The 18,526-nt window shown below is 65.5% G+C and carries 15 protein-coding genes; 5 read left to right on the forward strand and 10 right to left on the reverse strand.

The features are described from left to right. The first annotated feature begins 24 nt into the window (after positions 1–24). Positions 25–1,419 (forward strand): hypothetical protein, encoded by a 1,395-nt coding sequence (locus FQ775_RS23335; protein WP_167813140.1) that lies wholly within the window; start codon positions 25–27, stop codon positions 1,417–1,419. A gap of 82 nt (positions 1,420–1,501) precedes the next feature. Here FQ775_RS23335 and FQ775_RS23340 read toward each other — a convergent pair whose 3' ends face one another. From FQ775_RS23340 to FQ775_RS23365, 6 genes are all read right to left on the reverse strand, one after another. Further along, entirely contained in the window at positions 1,502–1,753 is a 252-nt protein-coding gene (locus tag FQ775_RS23340) for a formate dehydrogenase subunit delta (protein WP_146297599.1), read from the reverse strand. Next, on the reverse strand, positions 1,743–2,570 hold the full coding sequence (gene fdhD / locus FQ775_RS23345; protein WP_146297597.1) for a formate dehydrogenase accessory sulfurtransferase FdhD: 828 nt from the start codon (positions 2,568–2,570) through the stop codon (positions 1,743–1,745). The genes FQ775_RS23340 and fdhD overlap by 11 nt, the downstream gene beginning before the upstream one ends. A gap of 13 nt (positions 2,571–2,583) precedes the next feature. Continuing rightward, positions 2,584–5,472, reverse strand: a complete 2,889-nt coding sequence (gene fdhF, locus FQ775_RS23350; RefSeq protein WP_146297595.1) for a formate dehydrogenase subunit alpha — start codon at positions 5,470–5,472, stop codon at positions 2,584–2,586. 10 nt (positions 5,473–5,482) lie between these two features. Then, positions 5,483–7,039, reverse strand: a complete 1,557-nt coding sequence (locus FQ775_RS23355) for a formate dehydrogenase beta subunit (protein WP_146297593.1) — start codon at positions 7,037–7,039, stop codon at positions 5,483–5,485. After that, positions 7,036–7,521, reverse strand: a complete 486-nt coding sequence (locus FQ775_RS23360; RefSeq protein ID WP_146297591.1) for a formate dehydrogenase subunit gamma — start codon at positions 7,519–7,521, stop codon at positions 7,036–7,038. The genes FQ775_RS23355 and FQ775_RS23360 overlap by 4 nt, the downstream gene beginning before the upstream one ends. Before the next feature lie 264 nt (positions 7,522–7,785). Continuing rightward, the gene (locus tag FQ775_RS23365) at positions 7,786–8,016 is read right to left on the reverse strand and encodes a hypothetical protein (protein ID WP_146297589.1); all 231 of its coding nucleotides are present in this window, start codon (positions 8,014–8,016) and stop codon (positions 7,786–7,788) included. Between the two features lie 233 nt (positions 8,017–8,249). Between FQ775_RS23365 and FQ775_RS23370 the strand changes: the two genes are divergently transcribed. Then, a complete protein-coding gene (locus FQ775_RS23370; RefSeq protein WP_167813141.1) occupies positions 8,250–8,543 on the forward strand; it encodes a hypothetical protein in 294 nt (97 codons plus the stop codon). Here FQ775_RS23370 and FQ775_RS23375 read toward each other — a convergent pair. The 4 genes from FQ775_RS23375 to FQ775_RS23390 are packed head-to-tail and all read right to left on the reverse strand — an operon-like array spanning position 8,519 to position 10,856. Next, a complete protein-coding gene (locus tag FQ775_RS23375) occupies positions 8,519–9,445 on the reverse strand; it encodes a LysR family transcriptional regulator (protein ID WP_146297585.1) in 927 nt (308 codons plus the stop codon). The genes FQ775_RS23370 and FQ775_RS23375 overlap by 25 nt on opposite strands. A 47-nt stretch (positions 9,446–9,492) precedes the next feature. Continuing rightward, positions 9,493–9,981 (reverse strand): VOC family protein, encoded by a 489-nt coding sequence (locus FQ775_RS23380; RefSeq protein ID WP_146297583.1) that lies wholly within the window; start codon positions 9,979–9,981, stop codon positions 9,493–9,495. A 9-nt stretch (positions 9,982–9,990) separates the two neighbouring features. Beyond that, the gene (locus FQ775_RS23385) at positions 9,991–10,404 is read right to left on the reverse strand and encodes a VOC family protein (RefSeq protein WP_146297581.1); all 414 of its coding nucleotides are present in this window, start codon (positions 10,402–10,404) and stop codon (positions 9,991–9,993) included. A gap of 32 nt (positions 10,405–10,436) precedes the next feature. Further along, positions 10,437–10,856, reverse strand: a complete 420-nt coding sequence (locus FQ775_RS23390; RefSeq protein ID WP_146297579.1) for a hypothetical protein — start codon at positions 10,854–10,856, stop codon at positions 10,437–10,439. A 188-nt stretch (positions 10,857–11,044) separates the two neighbouring features. Here FQ775_RS23390 and apbC point away from each other — a divergent pair, with 188 nt between their 5' ends. The 3 genes from apbC (at position 11,045) to FQ775_RS23405 (ending at position 18,525) form a co-directional block, all read left to right on the forward strand. After that, positions 11,045–12,217 carry an iron-sulfur cluster carrier protein ApbC gene (apbC, locus tag FQ775_RS23395; RefSeq protein ID WP_146297577.1) on the forward strand — a complete coding sequence of 391 codons (1,173 nt, stop codon included), beginning with the start codon at positions 11,045–11,047 and terminating at the stop codon, positions 12,215–12,217. 234 nt (positions 12,218–12,451) lie between these two features. Next, entirely contained in the window at positions 12,452–14,254 is a 1,803-nt protein-coding gene (locus tag FQ775_RS23400) for an adenylate/guanylate cyclase domain-containing protein (protein WP_146297574.1), read from the forward strand. 98 nt (positions 14,255–14,352) lie between these two features. Next, positions 14,353–18,525, forward strand: a complete 4,173-nt coding sequence (locus FQ775_RS23405; RefSeq protein WP_146297572.1) for a cytochrome P450 — start codon at positions 14,353–14,355, stop codon at positions 18,523–18,525. Position 18,526: the final 1 nt, after the last annotated feature.

An 18,526-nucleotide genomic window follows, 5' to 3' on the forward strand; every position in this document is an offset into this window, starting at 1 on the left:
AACGCCTCGGGTGGGAGGTTCGTCGTGGCAAAACGTCTGGCTTTTACTCTTGCGGCCGCGCTGCTGACGGCAGCGCCGGCCGTCGCGGACGAGATCCGCGGCAGCGCCTACAAGTCCGGCAACTGGGACGGCGGCGCCTATGACGACGGCGTGGCCTTCAGCCATTGCGCCATATCGGCCGACTACAAGTCCGGCATCAGGCTGCATTTCGCGATCGACCGGAATTATCTCTGGCGCATGGGCTTCTCGCACGAGAACTGGACCATGCAGGACGGCGAGACGGTGCCGATCCGCTACCAGATCGACAAGCACGAGGTGAATTCGGTCAATGCCAACGTCATCACGCCGAAGTTCGTGATGGCGGAACTGATCGCCAAGGACTACCTGTTCAACCAGTTCCGCCGCGGCCGGGTCCTGAAGGTCGAGGCAGGCGGGCAGAACTATTCCTTCAGCCTGACCGGCACGTCGCGAGCTCTGTCGCGGACGCTCAAATGCGTGAACGACTATCTCGACTACAGCGTTCCCGTCGCCAGGACGCCTGCTCCGGCGCCGGCCCCTGTCGCCAAGGCGCCGAAACCGGCGCCAATGCCCGAAGCACCGGCTGTCGTGGCCCGCACCGAACCGCCGGCATCGAACGTACCGCGCATGCCGGGGTCCGCGGTGCTCAACACGCCTGCCGCCGGCACGGCCCCGAATACACCGGTAGCGCCGCCCGAGCCTCCGCCGGCTGCCGCAAAAATCGCGATATCCGACGCGGTACCGAAGACGCCGGCGTTTTCCGGAAGTCCGGACCCGTTGCCCAGGACCACCGATACGCCAGAGCGGGAGGTGGCACTGGCGACGCCGCCGCGCACCCCGGCCGCGCCCCCGGCAACACCTGCCGCCCCGCCCGCCAAGCCGGCCGCGACGCCGCCCGCCGAGGAGCCCGGCGCCGCTTTCGCCAATTCGCCGCAGGACATTCTCGACGCGACCAGGTTTGTCATTGCGATGTTCGCGTCGAGCGAGTTTGCCGGCTTCCAACTGACCGACCAGCGCAGCCTTGGCGAGGATGCGCCGAACTTCCTGAAGACCGCGGCGGTCGGCTGGACCTCACCCGGAACGCGCGGCACGCTGCATGTCTTCAAGGCCGGCTCGACCACGCCGGACGGCGTGATTGCCGATGTCATCGCCGACGATTCACGCAATTGCGACGGCTCGTTCGCTTCGGGCAAGAAGCCGGCCGAGGATGACCCGGCAGTCGCCACGGCGTTTACCGCCTGCAAGGCCGGCGAGACCTACAAGTTCTACGTCGACTACCTAACCTTCGAGGCCACGTCTGGACAGATCTACATGATGTCGAGCCTGCAGTCGGCTTCGTCAGAAGTCGACCGCGAGGTCTCCGAGACGCTGGCGCGCAACGTCGCCTTGGTCAGGCAATAGGTTCGATGTTTGGTCACCGGGCGCTCAGCGCCTGCACCTCTCATCCGGCGGAAGGGGAGAACCGCCGCGCATTGCTCCAGGGTCAGGCGACGTGTTGAGCGGGCCGGCGGATCTTCGCGGTCGCCTCGCGGACGAGCGGTGACAGCCCTTCGCTGCCTGCATCGACGACCTCGAAGAACTGGCGCCGCATGCGCGGCTCCCAGAAATCGTTGATGTGCTTGGCCACGCCCTCGACCGCCTCGTCCCGCGGCATCGCCTCGAAGAACCTGGCGATCTGGTTGGCCATGTAGACGAGCTTGTCCTTGCCGGTGCGCGTGCTGTGCTCAGGCGACATTCTGGCTGGCTCCACTGGTGATGCGCTCGGGATGCGTGAAGATGTCGAACTCCTCGCCGCGCACCAGCGCGACGAGCGACAGGCCGGCGTCCTCGGCCATGCGGATGGCAAGCGCTGTCGGCGCCGAGACGGCGATGATCGCCGGTGCACCGATCGCAGCCGTCTTCTGGACCATCTCCACGGAGACACGCGACGTCACCACCACGGCGCCGCTCGCCCCGTCGATGCCCGCGCGCGCCAGCGCGCCGGCAAGCTTGTCGAGCGCGTTGTGTCGGCCCACATCCTCGCGCGCCGCCACGATGCCCTTGCCGGGGACATAGAAGCCGGCGGCGTGGACGGCGCCGGTGTCGGCGTGAAGCGGCTGGGATTTCGCAAGCAGGCCGACCGAGCGGGTGACGTCGCGGGCGCTCAGCGTAAGTGAAAGATCACCGATCGGCCTGACCGCGCGCATCGCCTCCTCGATCGATTCGATGCCGCAAAGTCCGCAGCCGACTGGGCCGGCGAGCCGGCGCCGGCGGGCCTCGAAGCGCCGGTTGGCGGCGTCTTTCAACCTGATCTGGATATCGACACCGGGCCCTGCCTCCTCGACGACGATCGATTCGATCTCGTCCGGTGAGCCGACGATGCCCTCCGTGATCGAGAAACCGAGCGCGAAATCCTCGAAATCCGAAGGCGTCGCCATCATCACCGCGTGGGTGGTGCCTGCGTAGGATAGCGCCACCGGAGTTTCCTCCGGCACCATGCGTGCCGCAGCCCTCGTACCGCCGACGCGGCGGGCGATGCGGGTGGTCGAGGTGATGGGCGGGCGGGTCACGATGAGGCGGCCGTCATCATTCCGCCGCTTCCAGCGGCCGCGCGATACGCCGCGACCGGCGGGCCTGTTCCTCGTATTCGACCTGCCAGTCGGACGGGCCGTTGGAGGGCGAGACCTGCACCGCTGTCACCTTGTATTCCGGGCAGTTGGTGGCCCAGTCGGAATATTCGGTGGTGACCACGTTGGCCTGCGTGTCGGGGTGGTGGAAGGTGGTGTAGACGACACCCGGCGCGACCCGGTCGGTCACCAGCGCGCGCAGCGTGGTCTCGCCGGCACGGCTCCTGATCTTGACCCAATCGTCGTCGCGCAGGCCGCGCTGTTCGGCGTCATGCGGATGGATCTCCAGCCGGTCCTCCTTGTGCCACTCGACATTCGCCGTGCGCCGCGTCTGCGCGCCGACATTGTATTGCGACAGGATGCGTCCTGTCGTGAGCAGCAGCGGGAAGCGCGGACCGGACCTTTCGTCGGTCGCCACATATTCGGTGCGGATGAACTTGCCCTTGCCGCGTACGAAGCCGTCGATATGCATGACCGGCGTACCGAGCGGGGCCTTTTCGTTGCAGGGCCACTGCACGGAGCCTTCGCGGTCCAGAAGGTCGTAGGTGACGCCGGCGAAGCTCGGCGTGGTCCGCGCGATCTCGTCCATCACCTGCGAGGGATGGGTGTAGTTCCAGGAAAGCCCCATCGCGTGGCCGAGCCGTTGCGTCACTTCCCAGTCGGCCAACCCGTTCTTGGGGGCCATCACCTTGCGCACGCGGTTGATGCGACGCTCGGCATTGGTGAAGGTGCCGTCCTTCTCGAGGAAAGTCGAGCCCGGCAGGAAGACATGGGCGTAGTTGGCGGTCTCGTTGAGGAAGAGATCGTGGACGACCACACATTCCATCGCTTCCAGCCCTGCGGCGACATGGGTGGTGTTCGGGTCCGACTGCAGGATGTCCTCGCCCTGGACGTAGATGCCCTTGAAGGAGCCTTCCACGGCGGCGTCGAGCATGTTGGGGATCCTCAGCCCCGGCTCCGGATCGAGCGTGACCTTCCACACCGCTTCGAAAATGTCGCGGGTTGCATCGTCCGACATGTGGCGGTAGCCCGGAAGCTCGTGCGGGAAGGAGCCCATGTCGCAGGCGCCCTGCACATTGTTCTGGCCGCGCAGCGGGTTCACGCCGACACCCGGCCGGCCGATATTTCCGGTCAGCATGGCGAGGTTGGCGATCGCCATCACCGTGGTCGAGCCCTGGCTGTGCTCGGTGACGCCGAGGCCGTAATAGATCGCCGCGTTGCCGCCGGTGGCGTAGAGCCTGGCCGCGGCGCGGATCGTTTCGGCGGGGACGCCCGACACCTTCTCGACCTCTTCGGGGCTGTGATGCGGCGCCGAAACGAAGGCGGCGTAGTCCTCGAATTCCGACCAGTCGCAACGCTCGCGGATGAAGGCCTCGTCGAAGAGGCTCTCGGCAACGATGACATGGGCGAGCGCGGTCAGCACGGCGACGTTGGTGCCGGGCTTGAGGGGAAGATGGTGCGCGGCCTCGACATGCGGCTGACGCACGATGTCGATGCGGCGCGGATCGAGCACGATCAGCTTCGCACCCTGCCGGAGCCGCTTCTTCAGCCGGGAGGCGAAGACGGGGTGACCGTCGGTCGGGTTGGCGCCGATGATCATGGCGACGTCGGTGTGCTCGACAGAATCGAAATCCTGCGTACCGGCCGAGGTGCCGAAGGTGGTCTTCAATCCATAGCCGGTCGGCGAGTGGCAGACGCGCGCGCAGGTATCGACATTGTTGTTGCCGAAGCCCTGGCGGATCAGCTTCTGAACGAGATAGGTCTCCTCGTTGGTGCAGCGCGACGAGGTGATGCCGCCGATGGCGCCCTTGCCGTACTGGTACTGTATGCGGCGGAATTCATTGGCCACATGCGCGAACGCTTCTTCCCAGCTGACCTCGCGCCACGGATCGGTGATCTTGTCGCGGATCATCGGGTTGAGGATGCGGTCCTTGTGCGTGGTGTAGCCGTAGGCAAAACGGCCCTTCACGCAGGAGTGGCCGCGATTGGCCTTGCCGTCCTTGTAAGGCACCATGCGAACGACTTCCTCGCCCTTCATCTCGGCCTTGAAGGAGCAGCCGACGCCGCAATAGGCGCAGGTCGTCACGGTCGAGCTTTCCGGCATGCCCATGTAGAGCACCGTCTTCTCGCGCAGCGCATCCGTCGGGCAGGCCTGGACGCAGGCGCCGCACGACACGCATTCCGATTCGAGGAAGTTTTCGTGCATGCCGGCCGAGATGCGGCTCTCGAAGCCGCGTCCTTCGACGGTCAGCGCGAAGGTGCCCTGCACCTCCTCGCAGGCGCGCACGCAACGCGAGCACACGATGCATTGCGAGGCGTCGTAGGTGAAATAGGGATTGCTCTCGTCGCGCGCGATGTAGTCGACATTGAGCGAGCCTTCGCCGGGGGCAACGCCCGGCGCGACATGGTTGCGACCGTCCGTGCCATAGCGGTTTTCGCTCAGGCCGACCTGAGCGGCGACCCGGTCGAATTCGCTGGCGCCGGTACCGCGCCGTTCGTTCCAGGCGCTCGGATGGTCGGAGACGTAGAGCTCCATCACGCCCTTGCGGATCGCGTCGAGCCTGTCGCTTTTCGTCCGTACTTCGATGCCCTCGGCAACAGGCGTCGTACAGGATGCCGGCGTGCCGCCGCGCCCTTCGATCTCGACAAGGCAGACGCGGCAGGAGCCGAAGCTCTCCAGCATGTCGGTCGCACACAGCTTCGGGATCTCGACGCCCGCGTCCATCGCCGCGCGCATGATCGAGGTCCCTTCGGGAACGGTGACTTTCTTGCCGTCGACGGTGAGCGTCACAGTCTTTTCGGCCTTCGAGGCCGGTGTGCCGTAGTCGATTTCATTGACGAATGACATTGGCCGTCTCCTATTCCGCCGCTTCGCGCATCGGCTGCGGGCGGAAGTCCTCAGGGAAATGCGTCAGCGCGCTCATCACCGGGTAGGGCGTGAACCCGCCCAGCGCGCACAGCGAACCGAACTTCATCGTGTTGCAGAGATCGGTGACGAGCTCGACCTGCTTTTCCGGTTCGATATTCGCTGCCAGCCTGTCCAGCGTCTCGACACCTCTGGTCGAGCCGATCCGGCACGGCGTGCACTTGCCGCAGCTCTCGATGGCGCAGAACTCCATGGCGAAACGCGCCTGCTTCAGCATGTCGACGCTGTCGTCGAAGACGACGATGCCGGCGTGGCCGATCAGCCCGTCCCTGGCCGCAAAGGCTTCGTAGTCGAAGGGCGTGTCGAACAGGGCGCGCGGGAAATAGGCGCCCAGAGGCCCCCCCACCTGCACGGCCCGCACCGCGCGGCCCGTCGCCGTGCCGCCGCCGATGTCGTCGACCAGTTCGCCGAGAGTCATGCCGAAGGCGGCCTCGAACAGGCCGCCATGCCTGACGTTTCCGGTCAGCTGGATCGGAATCGTGCCGCGCGAACGGCCCATGCCGAAATCGCGATAGAACTCGGCCCCCTTGTCCATGATGATCGGGACGGAAGCGAGCGAGATCACGTTGTTGATGACGGTCGGCTTGCCGAACAGCCCCTTGTGGGCGGGCAGCGGCGGCTTGGCGCGCACCTGGCCGCGCTTGCCTTCGAGGCTGTCGAGCAGCGCGGTCTCCTCGCCGCACACATAGGCGCCGGCGCCGATGCGCACTTCCATGTCGAATGCATGGTCGGAGCCGAGGATGCGTTGGCCGAGCACGCCGGCCTTGCGCGCGGCGTCGATCGCCTCGCGGAGCGCGATACTGGCGTGCGGGTATTCGGACCTGAGATAGATGTAACCCTTGGTCGCGCCCGTCGCGATGCCGGCGATCGCCATGCCCTCGATGAGCACGAACGGATCGCCCTCCATGACCATGCGGTCGGAGAAGGTGCCCGAGTCGCCTTCGTCGGCGTTGCAGACGATATATTTGCGCTCGCCCTGCGCCTCGAGCACGGTGTTCCACTTGATGCCGGTCGGGAAGCCGGCGCCGCCGCGTCCGCGCAGGCCGGAATCGGTCACCTGCTTCACGATCTCGGCCGGCGTGAGCTTGAGCGCGTTTCTGAGACCTCGCAGCCCGCCATGGGCTTCGTAATCCTCAAGCGAGACCGGGTCGGTGATGCCGCAGCGCGCGAAGGTGAGGCGCTGCTGCCTGGCAAAAAACGGGATCTTTTCCGGATCGCCCAGCGCGAGCGCGTGGTTGCCGCCATCAAGCAGCCCGGCATCGAGCAGCGCACCGACATCTTTCGCCTGCACCGGCCCGTAGGCGACGCGGCCGGCGGACGTGGCCACCTCCACCATGGGCTCCAGCCAGTACATGCCGCGCGAACCGTTGCGCACGATCCGTGCGTCAAGCCGGCGTTTCGCGATTTCCGCCGCGAGGGCCTTCGCCACCTTGTCGGCGCCGAGCGCCAGCGAGCCGGAATCACGGGGGACGTAGATCGTGACGGTCATGTCCGCACCTCCGCCACGATTTCCTGCGCCTTGCCTTCATCGAGACGGCCGATCACGACGCCGTCGAGCATCGCCGAAGGCGCGCAGGCGCACAGTCCGAGGCAGTAGACCGGCTCCAGCGTCACCGAGCCGTCCTTGGCCGTTTCGTGGAAGGAGATGCCGAGCAATTCCTGCAGCCTGTCGGCGATCGCGTCGCCGCCCATCGACTGGCAGGCCTCCGCGCGGCAGAGCTTCAGCACATGACGGCCGGCCGGTTCGCTGCGGTAGTCGTGATAGAACGAAACGACGCCGTGTACCTCGGCGCGCGACAGGTTCAGCGCGTCGGCGATCACCGGCAGCGCGTCTCGCGGCACGCAGCCGAATTCCTTCTGCACGCCATGGAGGATCGGCAGAAGCGGACCTTCCAGCCCCTTCAACTCGTCGATGACGGCGTTCGTGCGCGCGGCGACGTCCGCCAGCGCCTGGGTACCTTGCTGCTGCATGATCTTGCAGCGCCCTCCCTGTTCGGATCGCCGGGAACCGGCGCTAAGTCGTTAGGAAACCAGACGAAACCGCCTGAATCAATAAAGCAGTTCCGTGGTTTGATAGAAAACTTCTATCAAGCGTGACCGCTGCCGAAGCATTAGTCTAGCCGTGCACGCGGAAATCGCTTGCCAGCGTCATCGCCTCGTCCAGAAGCGGCGGCAAGCGTCACGGGCGGCCTGTCTGGGCCGATATGCGGCCAGAGAACAGAGGAACCGGCCGGGTCAGTCCGCGGCCTCGCCGTCGGACTTGACGCCCAGCACGCCGAAATCCTGAGATTTGGCTCCGGTAAGGGCCGTCAGAAAGCCTTCCGCGACCAACCCCCGTCGCAGCAATTCGCGCACGGCAGCTGCCCGGCTCGGCATTCGCTTGTCGAAGCGCCAGTCTTCGACCGCTGCCAGTTCTTCCTTGCTCAGCATGATCTGCAGTCGTTCGCCGCGCTCAAGGTCCGACATCAACGCCTCCGCCAGCCGCCGAATGAGTAAGCGACTATATAGGCGGCGCTTGTGCAGTCGCAAGATAGGTGACCTTGTCGGGCTCAGGCATTGTTGTCGTCAAGAGCCACTGCGGCTCAGAAGCCGCAAAGATGCGCAGCAATGCCTATTACTAACTAATTGAAATAATTTGAGAAAATAGGATAACTCCTCTTGATTGACGGGTTGGACGCGCTATTCTTTCGGCAGGAGTTATGATGGACAGACACTTATCAGAGAAGCTCGTTTGCGACGTTCGCAGCGCTGTTGCGGAAGCGATTGCCCAAAAGGACATCGTCAACGTGCCAGTACTCGCCGAAACGGTCAGGCTGCGAAACCTGGCGGAGAACGTTGCTCTTGAGGATATCGAGTATCAGGTCATGGCAGTGGCGATGGCTTTCGGCGCGGCGATGGCGTTTGCGCGCCCGTTGCTTACGACGGCAGCGTTTGAAGCGCCCGTCGCGCTGGCCGCGCCGACGGCGCTTCATCGCTGCAATGGCGGCGGGTGATTTCCGGACGCCGCAAGTCCGGCTTCCGCCATCGCCATCGCCTCGTCCAGAAGCGCCGCGACCAACGGCAGATGTGGCTCGCGTTTTGTAGCCACCAGCCCGACCAGATGGCTGGCGTCGGGCTCGACGATCGGAATGGCCCGGATCGGCTCGGCAAAGCCGAACGTTTCCGCAAGGTTGAGCGGCATGATCGAGGCCCATTTGCCGGTCCGGATGTGTGAAAACAGCACGATCATCGAATTGGACTCCAGTGTCGGCCGCGCCACGGCGCCGGCTTCGGCCAGGTGATGGTCGATGATGCGCCGGTTCTGCATGTCGGGCGTGAGCAGGCAGAGCGGCAGTTCGGCAACCTCGGCCCAGCTCACCTGCGCGCGGTCGGACAAAGCGTTGCCGGCCGCCGTGATCAGCTGGTAGCGCTCCGAATAGAGCGGCACCGACACGACGTTGCCGAGCGGCTCGTTATCGAGATAGGTGATGCCGACATCGATGTCGAAATTGCCTAGCAACGACAGGACCTCGATCGAGGTGCGCGACAGGACCGAGAAGCTGACGCCGGGATGCCGCTCGCGGAACGGCGTGGTGATGCGGGCGACCATCGCCAGCGCGGTCGGAATGGCAGCGATGCGGATACGCCCGGAAAGGCCCTTGCGGGCGGCGCGCATCTCCTCGCGCATGGTGCGCGCGTCGCCGACGATGCGGCGCGCCCAGGTCAGCACCTGCTCGCCCTCCGCCGTCAGGCCCTGGAAACGCGAGCCGCGCTTGACCAGCATGACGCCGAGCTGGTCCTCGAGTTGCTTGACGGCGGCCGAAAGCGTCGGCTGGGTGATGCCGAGCGTCTCGGCGGCGCGGCCGAAATGCTGTTCCCGGGCCAGTGCGATGAAGAATTCGAGCTTGTCGATCATGGCGGGAAACGTAGCCTTGCGTACGCCTCCCGCCAATCGCCTTGTCGTCAGCCTCTGGCCGCCGCCTCCAGTTCGGCCACGTCGAGCTTGACCATCTTCATCATCGCCGCGGTGACGCGGGTGGCGGCCTCGCGGTCCGGCCCGTTCATGTAGCGGTACAAGACCTCCGGCACGATCTGCCAGGCAAAGCCGTATTTGTCCTTGACCCAGCCGCACTGGACCTCGCGCCCGCCGTCGGCCGCGAGCTTGTTCCAGTATTCGTCGACCTCGGCCTGGTCGGCGCAGAGGATCTGGAAGGACACGCTGTCGTTGGGGATGCCTTCCGGGTGCTTGCCGCCGTTCAGGCAGACGAATTGCTGGCCCTCGATGGTGACTTCAGCCGTGATGACCTGGCCTTCCTGCATGTAGGGCTCGCCGCCGCCCGACGCCCGGGCGACCTCGCCCAGTTCCGTACGGCGAAATACCGACGCGTAGAAGCGCGCCGCTTCCTCGGCTTCGGTTTCGAACCAGAGCCAGGTGCTGATCTTGTTCTGCATGTCCTCCTCCTATTGCGCCTGGGCGCAGTTGATCATCCACGAGGTGCCGAAGCGGTCCGTCACCATGCCGAATTTCTTTGCCCAGAAGGTTGTCTCGAAGGGCATCGTGACCGTGCCGCCGTCGGCGAAGGCGTTGAAGATCGCCTCCGCGCGCGCCTCGTCCTCGATCTGGATCGAGATGGAAACGCCCTTCTGCTCGGCGGATCCGAATTCGGGCGGCGAGTCGGCGCCCATCAGTTCACCCGCTTCGGTTACGAGATGGGCGTTCAGGATCTTGTCCTGCCAGCCGGGCGAGACCTCGGCGCCGGCCGGCGTTTCGCCGTGGCTGAGCATGGCTTCGATGCGGCCGCCGAGCACCTTGGCATAGAACTCGAAGGCCTCGCGGCAGCGGCCGTCGAAAGAGAGATAGGGAATGAACTTCATGGTCTTTTCCTTTGCTTGGGGAGAGAGAGTTTCTAGCGATTGGCCAGTGCGGCGCCGAGCAGGGTCAGCGGCAGGGCGGTCAGCGCCAACGTGACGGGATACCAGCCGGGTCCGACGCCCCACATGGCGACGGCACCGGCGGTCGCACCGGCGGTGCCGATGAGGCCGAGCACCAGCGCGTGGCGCAGCGGTGCGGAGGGCGCCAGCCATGCGACGATGTAGCCACCCAGCACGGCGAACACGCTGCGGTAGGCGAAAGCCAGTGCGTAGTCGCCGGCAGCGATCATCGGTTCGCCGGCGGGCGGGAAAACGCCGGTCGCGTGAAACAGGGCGTCGGCACCGGTCGAGAGTACGACTACGGTCGCGAGCCCCGCGACGACTGCAGCAATGCTGCGTAAGGGACGGCGCGTTGGGGAGGGGTTGTTGGCGGCCTCTGCGGGCACGGGGTTCATCTTCCAAGTTCCCTGATTGTGGGCTGGACGCCGCCGTTGCGGCGCCTTCGTACCCACCCGACGAACGGGCGACGGCGGATTCGACACGAGCGTTCGATTTTTTTTGCCAGGTCGGCGAATCCAGCCATCCCTTGGCCCGGCGCGCGATCTGCATTATCTCCGGCGCGTCAATTCGCGAGAGAAACGCCATGACCGTCACCAAGGAAGCCGTCATCGAGACGCTTCACGCCATCAAGGGCCCCGACTTCGAAGGCGATATCGTGTCGCTCGGACTCGTTTCGGAGATTTTCGTCGCCGATGGGAAGGTGTTCTTTTCGATCACGGTGCCGGCCGACAGGGCGCAGCAGCTCGAACCGCTGCGTGCGGCTGCGGAGCGGGCCGTCAAGGCAATGCCGGGCGTGACCGGCGCCGTGGTGGCGCTGACGGCGGAGAAGAAAGGCGGCGGCATGGAGCGCGCGCCTGCTCCGCGGCGCGCAGCATCGACGCCCCCGCCGCCCCGCCACGCGGCACCCCGCGCGCCTGAGCCGCAAGGAGCGCCAGCGGGCCGCCAGTCGGGCCGACGCGATGTTCCCGGCGTGAAGAAGATCATTGCGGTCGCCTCCGGCAAAGGCGGTGTTGGCAAGTCCACCACGGCCGTAAATCTCGCCCTGGGCCTGCTGGCGGCCGGGCTGCGTGTCGGCCTGCTCGATGCCGACATCTACGGCCCGTCTGTGCCGCGTCTGCTCGCGATTTCCGGCAAGCCGCAGACCGTCGACGGCAAGATACTGAAGCCGATGGAGAAATATGGTCTCAAGGTGATGTCGATCGGCTTCCTGGTCGAGGAAGAAACGCCGATGATCTGGCGTGGTCCCATGGTCATGTCCGCCCTTACCCAGCTTCTGCGCGAGGTCGAATGGGGTGAGCTCGACATCCTCGTCGTCGATATGCCGCCCGGCACCGGCGATGCCCAGCTCACCATGGCGCAGCAGGTGCCGCTGGCCGGCGCCGTCATTGTTTCGACACCTCAGGATCTTGCCCTGATCGATGCGCGCAAGGGGCTCAACATGTTCCGCCGCGTCGACGTGCCAGTACTCGGCATCGTAGAGAACATGAGCTATTTCATCGCTCCCGACACCGGCAAGCGCTACGATATCTTCGGCCATGGCGGCGCCCGGGCCGAAGCCGGGAAACTCGGCATCGCCTTTCTTGGCGAAGTTCCGCTCGAAATGTCGATCCGCGAGACGTCGGACGCGGGTGCTCCGGTCGTGGTCTCCGCGCCCGAAAGTGCGCATGCCGAAACATACAGGACGATCGCGACCGCGGTTGCCGAGCAGCTAGAGGTCGCCGGGGATGATGCCGCGCCGGAGATCATCTTCGAGTAGCGCGTCCGGAGACAAGCCCTGGCGCCGGGTACTTGCTAATATAGCTGGCTCTAACGGTAGAAACATCTAATCGTATTTGATAATCCTGACAGCGCGTGGTCCGGCAGGGCGGCGCTGAGGGGTGCGTGCGTCCCGCGGACTTCGGCCCGGGGTGCGGTTCCATCTGGTGGACGGTTTTTGAGCGGGTGGGGGCGCCTGTTACGCTTGCCGGGACGCATGAGAGGTGAGGCCTAGATGCCCAGCCGTCAGTTCCAGCGGCAGGTGGCTACGATCGTGTCGATTGACGCGGCCGGGTTCTCACGTCTCATGGGCATGGACGACGAGGCGGCGGTTTCCTCTTTCGAAAAACACCGCGATCTCATTCGGGAATCCTGCACGACGTTCGGCGGACGCCTTTTCGGCCCCGCCGGCGACAGCATGATGGCCGAATTCGGCGCTCCGGTGGAGGCGCTGCTGGCGGTGATCGATTTCCAGAGCCGGATACGAGACGTCAACGCCTCGGTCGAGGAATCGCGGCGGATGGCCTTCCGCGCCGGCATCAATACCGGCCATGTGATCGTGCGCGACGAAAGCCGCTATGGCGATGATGTGAATATCGCGGCGCGACTGCAGGAAATTGCCCCCGAGGGCGGCGTTGTGATTTCCGAGACCACCTGGCATCACGTCCGCGGCCGGATGGCGGCGCATTTCACCGATCTCGGCATCCGGGAATTCCACAACATCCTGCTTCCGGTGCGGGCCTTCCGTGTCGACCGCGCCGACGGCGCCACGGCGCAGCACGCCGAACCGCGCGATGTGCCGGTTTCAGCCTTTTCGTTCTTCCGCGCTGACGGCAAAGGCGGCCCGCCCGCGGTCGCCGTGCTTCCATTCCGCATTGAGGCTGGCGATCCCGAGATCAGCTATATGGCAGAGGGCATGGCCGAAGACATCATCGTCGGCCTCTCGAACACCCGCTGGTTGCCCGTCATCTCGATGAATTCGAGCCTGCAGTTTCGCGACGAGGCGATTTCGCCTGACGCGGCGGGGCGCGCGCTCGGAGCGCGCTATGTCGTGACCGGCACGATCGCCCGCAGCGGGAGCCGGTTGCGGGTGCGCGCTGCGCTTGATGACGCCTCGACCAACCGCAACATCTGGTCGCGCCGTTTCGACCGCGATTTTTCCGACATGTTTGCCATGCAGGGCGAGATCGGCAACGAGATCGTGGCAATGCTCGAAAAGGAGGTCGACCGGGTCGAGCAGGCGCGGACCTTCCGTGTCCCCTGGGAAGGGCTCGAAAGCTGGCAACTCGTCCGCCGCGGCCGCTGGCACATGCAGCGCCGGACCCGCGAGAATACCGAGCTTGCCCTCGAATTTTTCGAAAAGGCCTACGAACGCGACCCGAACGCCAGTACGGTGCTCAACGAACTGGCGTGGTGGTACTTCTGGCGCTCGTGGCTGAACTTCGGCGGCAGCGGCGAATACAAGGAAGACCTTGCCAGGGTCGAGGAGTTTTCCCGCACTGCGCTCTACATGGACAGCCAGGACGCGCGCCCTTACGCCCATCTCGGGATCGTCGACATAATGCTCGGCCGCCCGGCGTCGGCGCGCGAGCACCTTGCCGAAGCGATCGGCATCAATCCAAGCTTCGCCTTCGCGCGCTCCGCAATGGGCAGCGCCCATCTGCTTCTGGGGGACGAAAAACGCGCCATCCCGCTGTTTCTCGACGCCGACCGCCTGAGCCCGTTCGACCTCTACCGGTTTCACAATCTCGGCGAACTGGCCTCCGCCTATTGTTTCGCGCAGGACTGGCCGTCGGCCGTGGTCACGGCGGAGCGCTCGCTTTCGCTTGCCCCATCCTATTGGTACGCCCGCTTTTTGAAGATCGCTGCGCTGGGCGCGCAAGGCGACCACGCGGCGGCCAAGGCCGAGCGCGCGGTGCTTGCCGCCCGCGATCCGCAATTTGCGACCCGGCGCGTGGAGTTCATCCCGTTTGCCGATTCCGGCCAGAACCGTTTTCTGATCGACCTTTTTGACAGGGCGCTGGAGGGCGTTGGCTAAGCGCCAAAGCGCCGCTGCGGCTGTCTGTGAACCATGTCACTTACAGCCAAGGGGCGTGCGCCCTACTGCTACAATGGCGGCAGTGCGCGGGAACGACGATGATCCGGACCAAATATTTCGACGGGGTGGAGTTTGCCCAGGCGGCGCAAAAGCCAGTGTCCGAAATGCCGCCATTCGACGCGGAGCGGCTTCGCAGCAATGGCATAGGCGCGCGCATCATCACCGCCTTGCTTGAAAATCCCCGGCCGCTCCTGAGGTTCCTGCGCCGGCGCTGGCCGACCATCAAGTTGTCCCGCTTCGCGCTAGTGCTGAAGAATGCCGACGTGCGCGAGATCCTCGAACGGCAGGACGTGTTCGAGACGCCGTTCGGCCCCGAAATGCGCGAGATGGCCGGCGGCGCCGACTTCGTGCTCGGCATGCAGGACGGGCCGGACTACCGTAGACTGAAATCAGCCCTTCTCTCCGCGTTCCCGCCGGCCGAGGTCGAAAAGAAGGTGCGGCCGATCGCTGCCCGCCATTCGCGCGAGGTCATGCGGCATGCCATGCCGGGCTTTGACGCCGTCGGCGAACTCATGAAGATCGTTCCGGTGCTGATCTGTCGCGATTATTACGGTATGGCGATCGACGATGAGAAGATTTTCGCCGACTGGGCGATCGCCTTGTCGTCGCTGTTCTTCGCCGACTTTTCCGGTAATGCGACCACCCGTGAACTCGCGGTGGTGGCCGCCGCGCGAATGAACCAGGCGATCGATTGCTCGATCGCCGAGGTGCGGGCGGGCCGCATCGATCCCGAGACGCCGCTTGCCCGCTTGGTCAAGCTCCACGATGCCGATCCGGACGCGCTGAGCGAGAACGAGATCCGCTCGATCATGATGGGCATGATCACCGGCTTCACGCCGACCAACCTGCTCGCGGCCGGCAACTCCCTGGATGTCATTCTGTCGATGGACGAGGCGCGGGAAGCGGTGGCGGCAGCGATCGCGGCCGACGACGATACGGCCCTCGCGGCCGCGGTGATGGAGGCAATGCGCTTCAAGCCGATCAATCTCGGGCCGCTGCGTTATGTCGCCCGCGACACCGTCATCGCAAAGGACACGCCGAGGGAAAAGCGCCTGCGCGCGGGCATGACGGTATGGCCGTCGACGCTTTCGGCGATGTTCGACGAGGAGGACGTGGTCGACCCGGAAAGGTTCGATCCGAGCCGGTCGCTGCGTGGCTCGCTGGTCTTCGGTCACGGCATTCACTGGTGTGTCGGAGCCGAACTGGCCAAGGTACAGATCGCGGAAGCTCTGAAGGCGCTGTTTTCGAAGCCGGGTCTGCGGCGCGCTGCCGGGCGGGCCGGACGGCTGACGCGCCGGGGGGCGTTTCCCGAGACCTTGCGCGTCGATTTCGACCTGCCGCCGGAATCCAGGGTCGTCGACAACGCCTTCGTCACCATTGCCGTGCCGGTCTCCGAAGACACCTCGGCGAAAAACCTCCGCGAGATGGTCGATGCACTTGGCAATCCGCCCGAGCCGGCGGTCCGTGAGGCTTTTGACCGGACCGGCATCATCCACTTTGCCAGCCTGTCCGTGGTCGGCAAGGCGGACATTGCATCCGAGGCGCGGGGCGAGAGCTATCATCTGGTGCTCGAGTTCTCTGCCGACGGCAGCGAGAACGAGGCGATCGACCGCGTCGCCGCCGAGGCCGGCGCGTTCCTGCGCCCGATCTTCGAGGCCGCCGGCGCGGCAACTGCCGACGCTGACCTCGCCGGAGTGATGCGTCGCCACGCCGTCAAGGTGTCGCCGGCGCCGCGCCATCAGCCTGGCCTGTGCTTCACCGGCACACCCGGCCATTCAGTGAGCAGGATTCTCGCCGAGGACCGGCTAGTCCACGAGGCGCAGGCCATCCTCGCCGAGGAACCGGCCGACGGGCCGGCGACGCCGCTCGAACGGCTGCGCACCGTTCGCGACGCCCTGGCCGGCAAGGCCGGCTTCGAATGGGCGTTCCAGCCTGCCGAACAGCGGCTGGAGGGTCGGGAGGGCAAGGTGGCCGGGGCGGTGTGGGCTCTCGTGAGGGATCCTACCCTGGTTACGACGCTGCTCCTCATGATCGTGGCTGTGGCGCTGCCTCTTTTCCTTCTTGCCTTCGGCGGATGGGACGGTGGTTTTTGGCGTGGCGTCTTCGCCGCCCTGGCGGCGTTGGTTGTCGGAACGATCGTGCTGCTTGCCGTTCTTGGCGTTCTCGGCTGGTTTGTCTACGCGCGCTTCCGGCGCAAGGAGCGGAGCGATCCGGTCGGCGGCGCCCATCTCGCGCCGGACCGTTTCGAGCAGATCTCGCGGCGCGAGAACCACATGGCCCACAACCATCTCGCCGCCGTCTCGGTCATGAAACCGGGCCTGCTGCGCCGGCTCACCCTGAGGCTCGGCTTCTTCGCGATCCTCCAGTTCGCGCGTCACGTCTTCATGCCGGGCCGGCTCGCCGACATCGGCTCCATCCACTATGCCCGCTGGGTGCTGCTGCCCGGCACCGACAAGCTGCTTTTCTTCAGCAATTACGGTGGCAGCTGGGGCAGCTACCTTGAGGATTTCATCACCAAGGCGAGCAAGGGCCTGACCGCGGTCTGGAGCAACACCGAAGGCTTTCCCCGCGCCAGGAACCTGTTCTTTGACGGCGCGACCGATGGCGACCGCTTCAAGCTCTGGGCGCGGGAACAACAGATTCCGACCCTGTTCTGGTATTCGGCCTATCCCGAGCTGACCACGCTCGCCATCCGCCGCAACTCCTCCATCCGCCAGGCGATCGCCTCGGCGGAAACCGACACCCAGGCCGCCGACTGGCTCGACCGTTTCGGTTCATCGCCGCGCCCGGTGCGCGAGCTCGAAGTGCGCGATATCCAGTCGATCGTCTTCGGGGGCATGGGCAAGCTGGAATGGGCCGAGATGCTGGCCATGTCGATCCCCGAGAAACACGATCGTAAAGCGCGCGCCGCCTGGCTCGACCACCTGCTGGAAAATGTCTCCTTCGGCGACGCCGAACCCGTCGATGCCGCGCTGATCGTTGCATTCGGACCGGACGGCCTGCGCCGCCTGGGCCTGGGCGGCCCGGCCGGCGACCTGGCGACGTTTCCGACTGCGTTCAGGCGCGGCATGGCCAATGCGGAAAAGGCGCGTGCGCTCGGCGACACCGGCGACAATGCATCGTCCAACTGGGACTGGGGGGCGGAAGGCAGCTCCGCCGACGTGTTCTTTATCTGCTACGCCGCGAACGAGTCCCGCCTGAAGGCCGACGTGGAGGCGCTGATCGAGCGCAGCATCGCGGCGGGCATCGAACTGGTTTCGCGGCTGCCGCTCACGATCTGGAAGAACGGCACCGACAAGCCGCACGAGCATTTCGGCTATCGCGACGGCATTTCACAGCCGGTGATCGCGGGGACGCCCAGGGCGCGATACCCCACCAACCCGCAGCATCGCGTCGCAGCCGGCGAGTTCCTGTTCGGTTATCGCGACGAATACGGCCATCTGCCGCCATCGATGACCCTCGCAGCCGGCGCCGATCCGAAGGATCGGCTTCCCGGCATCCTTGATGCCGAACGCGGTAGCGAGGATGCAACACGGCGCGATTTCGGCCGCAACGGCTCATTCCTCGTCGTGCGCCAGCTGGTCCAGCACGTCGATGCGTTCGACGCCTATTGCAAGAAGACGGCGAAGGCGCTCGGTACCGCCACAATGGACGGGCGTCCGACCGAGGAGTGGATCGGCGCCAAGATGCTCGGCCGCTGGAAGGATGGCTCCTCGCTGGTGCGCAATCCGGTATGGCGCAAGGACCGCGAGGCCGACAATTCCTTCCTGTTTGCGCGTGACGATCCGCAAGGGCACCGCTGTCCCTTCGGCGCCCATATCAGGCGGTCCAATCCGCGCGATTCCCTCGGCGGCGATCCCGAAGTGCAGATAGCGCTGTCCAAGCGGCATCGCATCCTGCGCATCGGACGCACCTATGAAAAGAAGCTGCGCGGCGGCAAGCTCGAGAAGGGCATGCTGTTCATGTGCCTCAACGCCGACATCGAGCGGCAGTTCGAGTTCGTGCAGCAGAGCTGGGTCCTCAACAGCGGTTTCGAGGGATTGCGGAACGAGACCGATCCGCTGGTCGGGCCGGGCGGCACCTTCACCATCCCCGGGCCGAAGGGTCCCCGCCGGCTCGAAGGCCTCTCTGCCTTCACTACGGTGAAGGGTGGCGGATATTTCTTCATGCCCGGCAGGCGGGCCTTGCGCTATCTGCGTTCACGAACATAGC

This window comes from Nitratireductor mangrovi, from assembly GCF_007922615.2.
In the GTDB taxonomy this organism is placed as follows: Bacteria; Pseudomonadota; Alphaproteobacteria; order Rhizobiales; family Rhizobiaceae; genus Mangrovimarina; species Mangrovimarina mangrovi.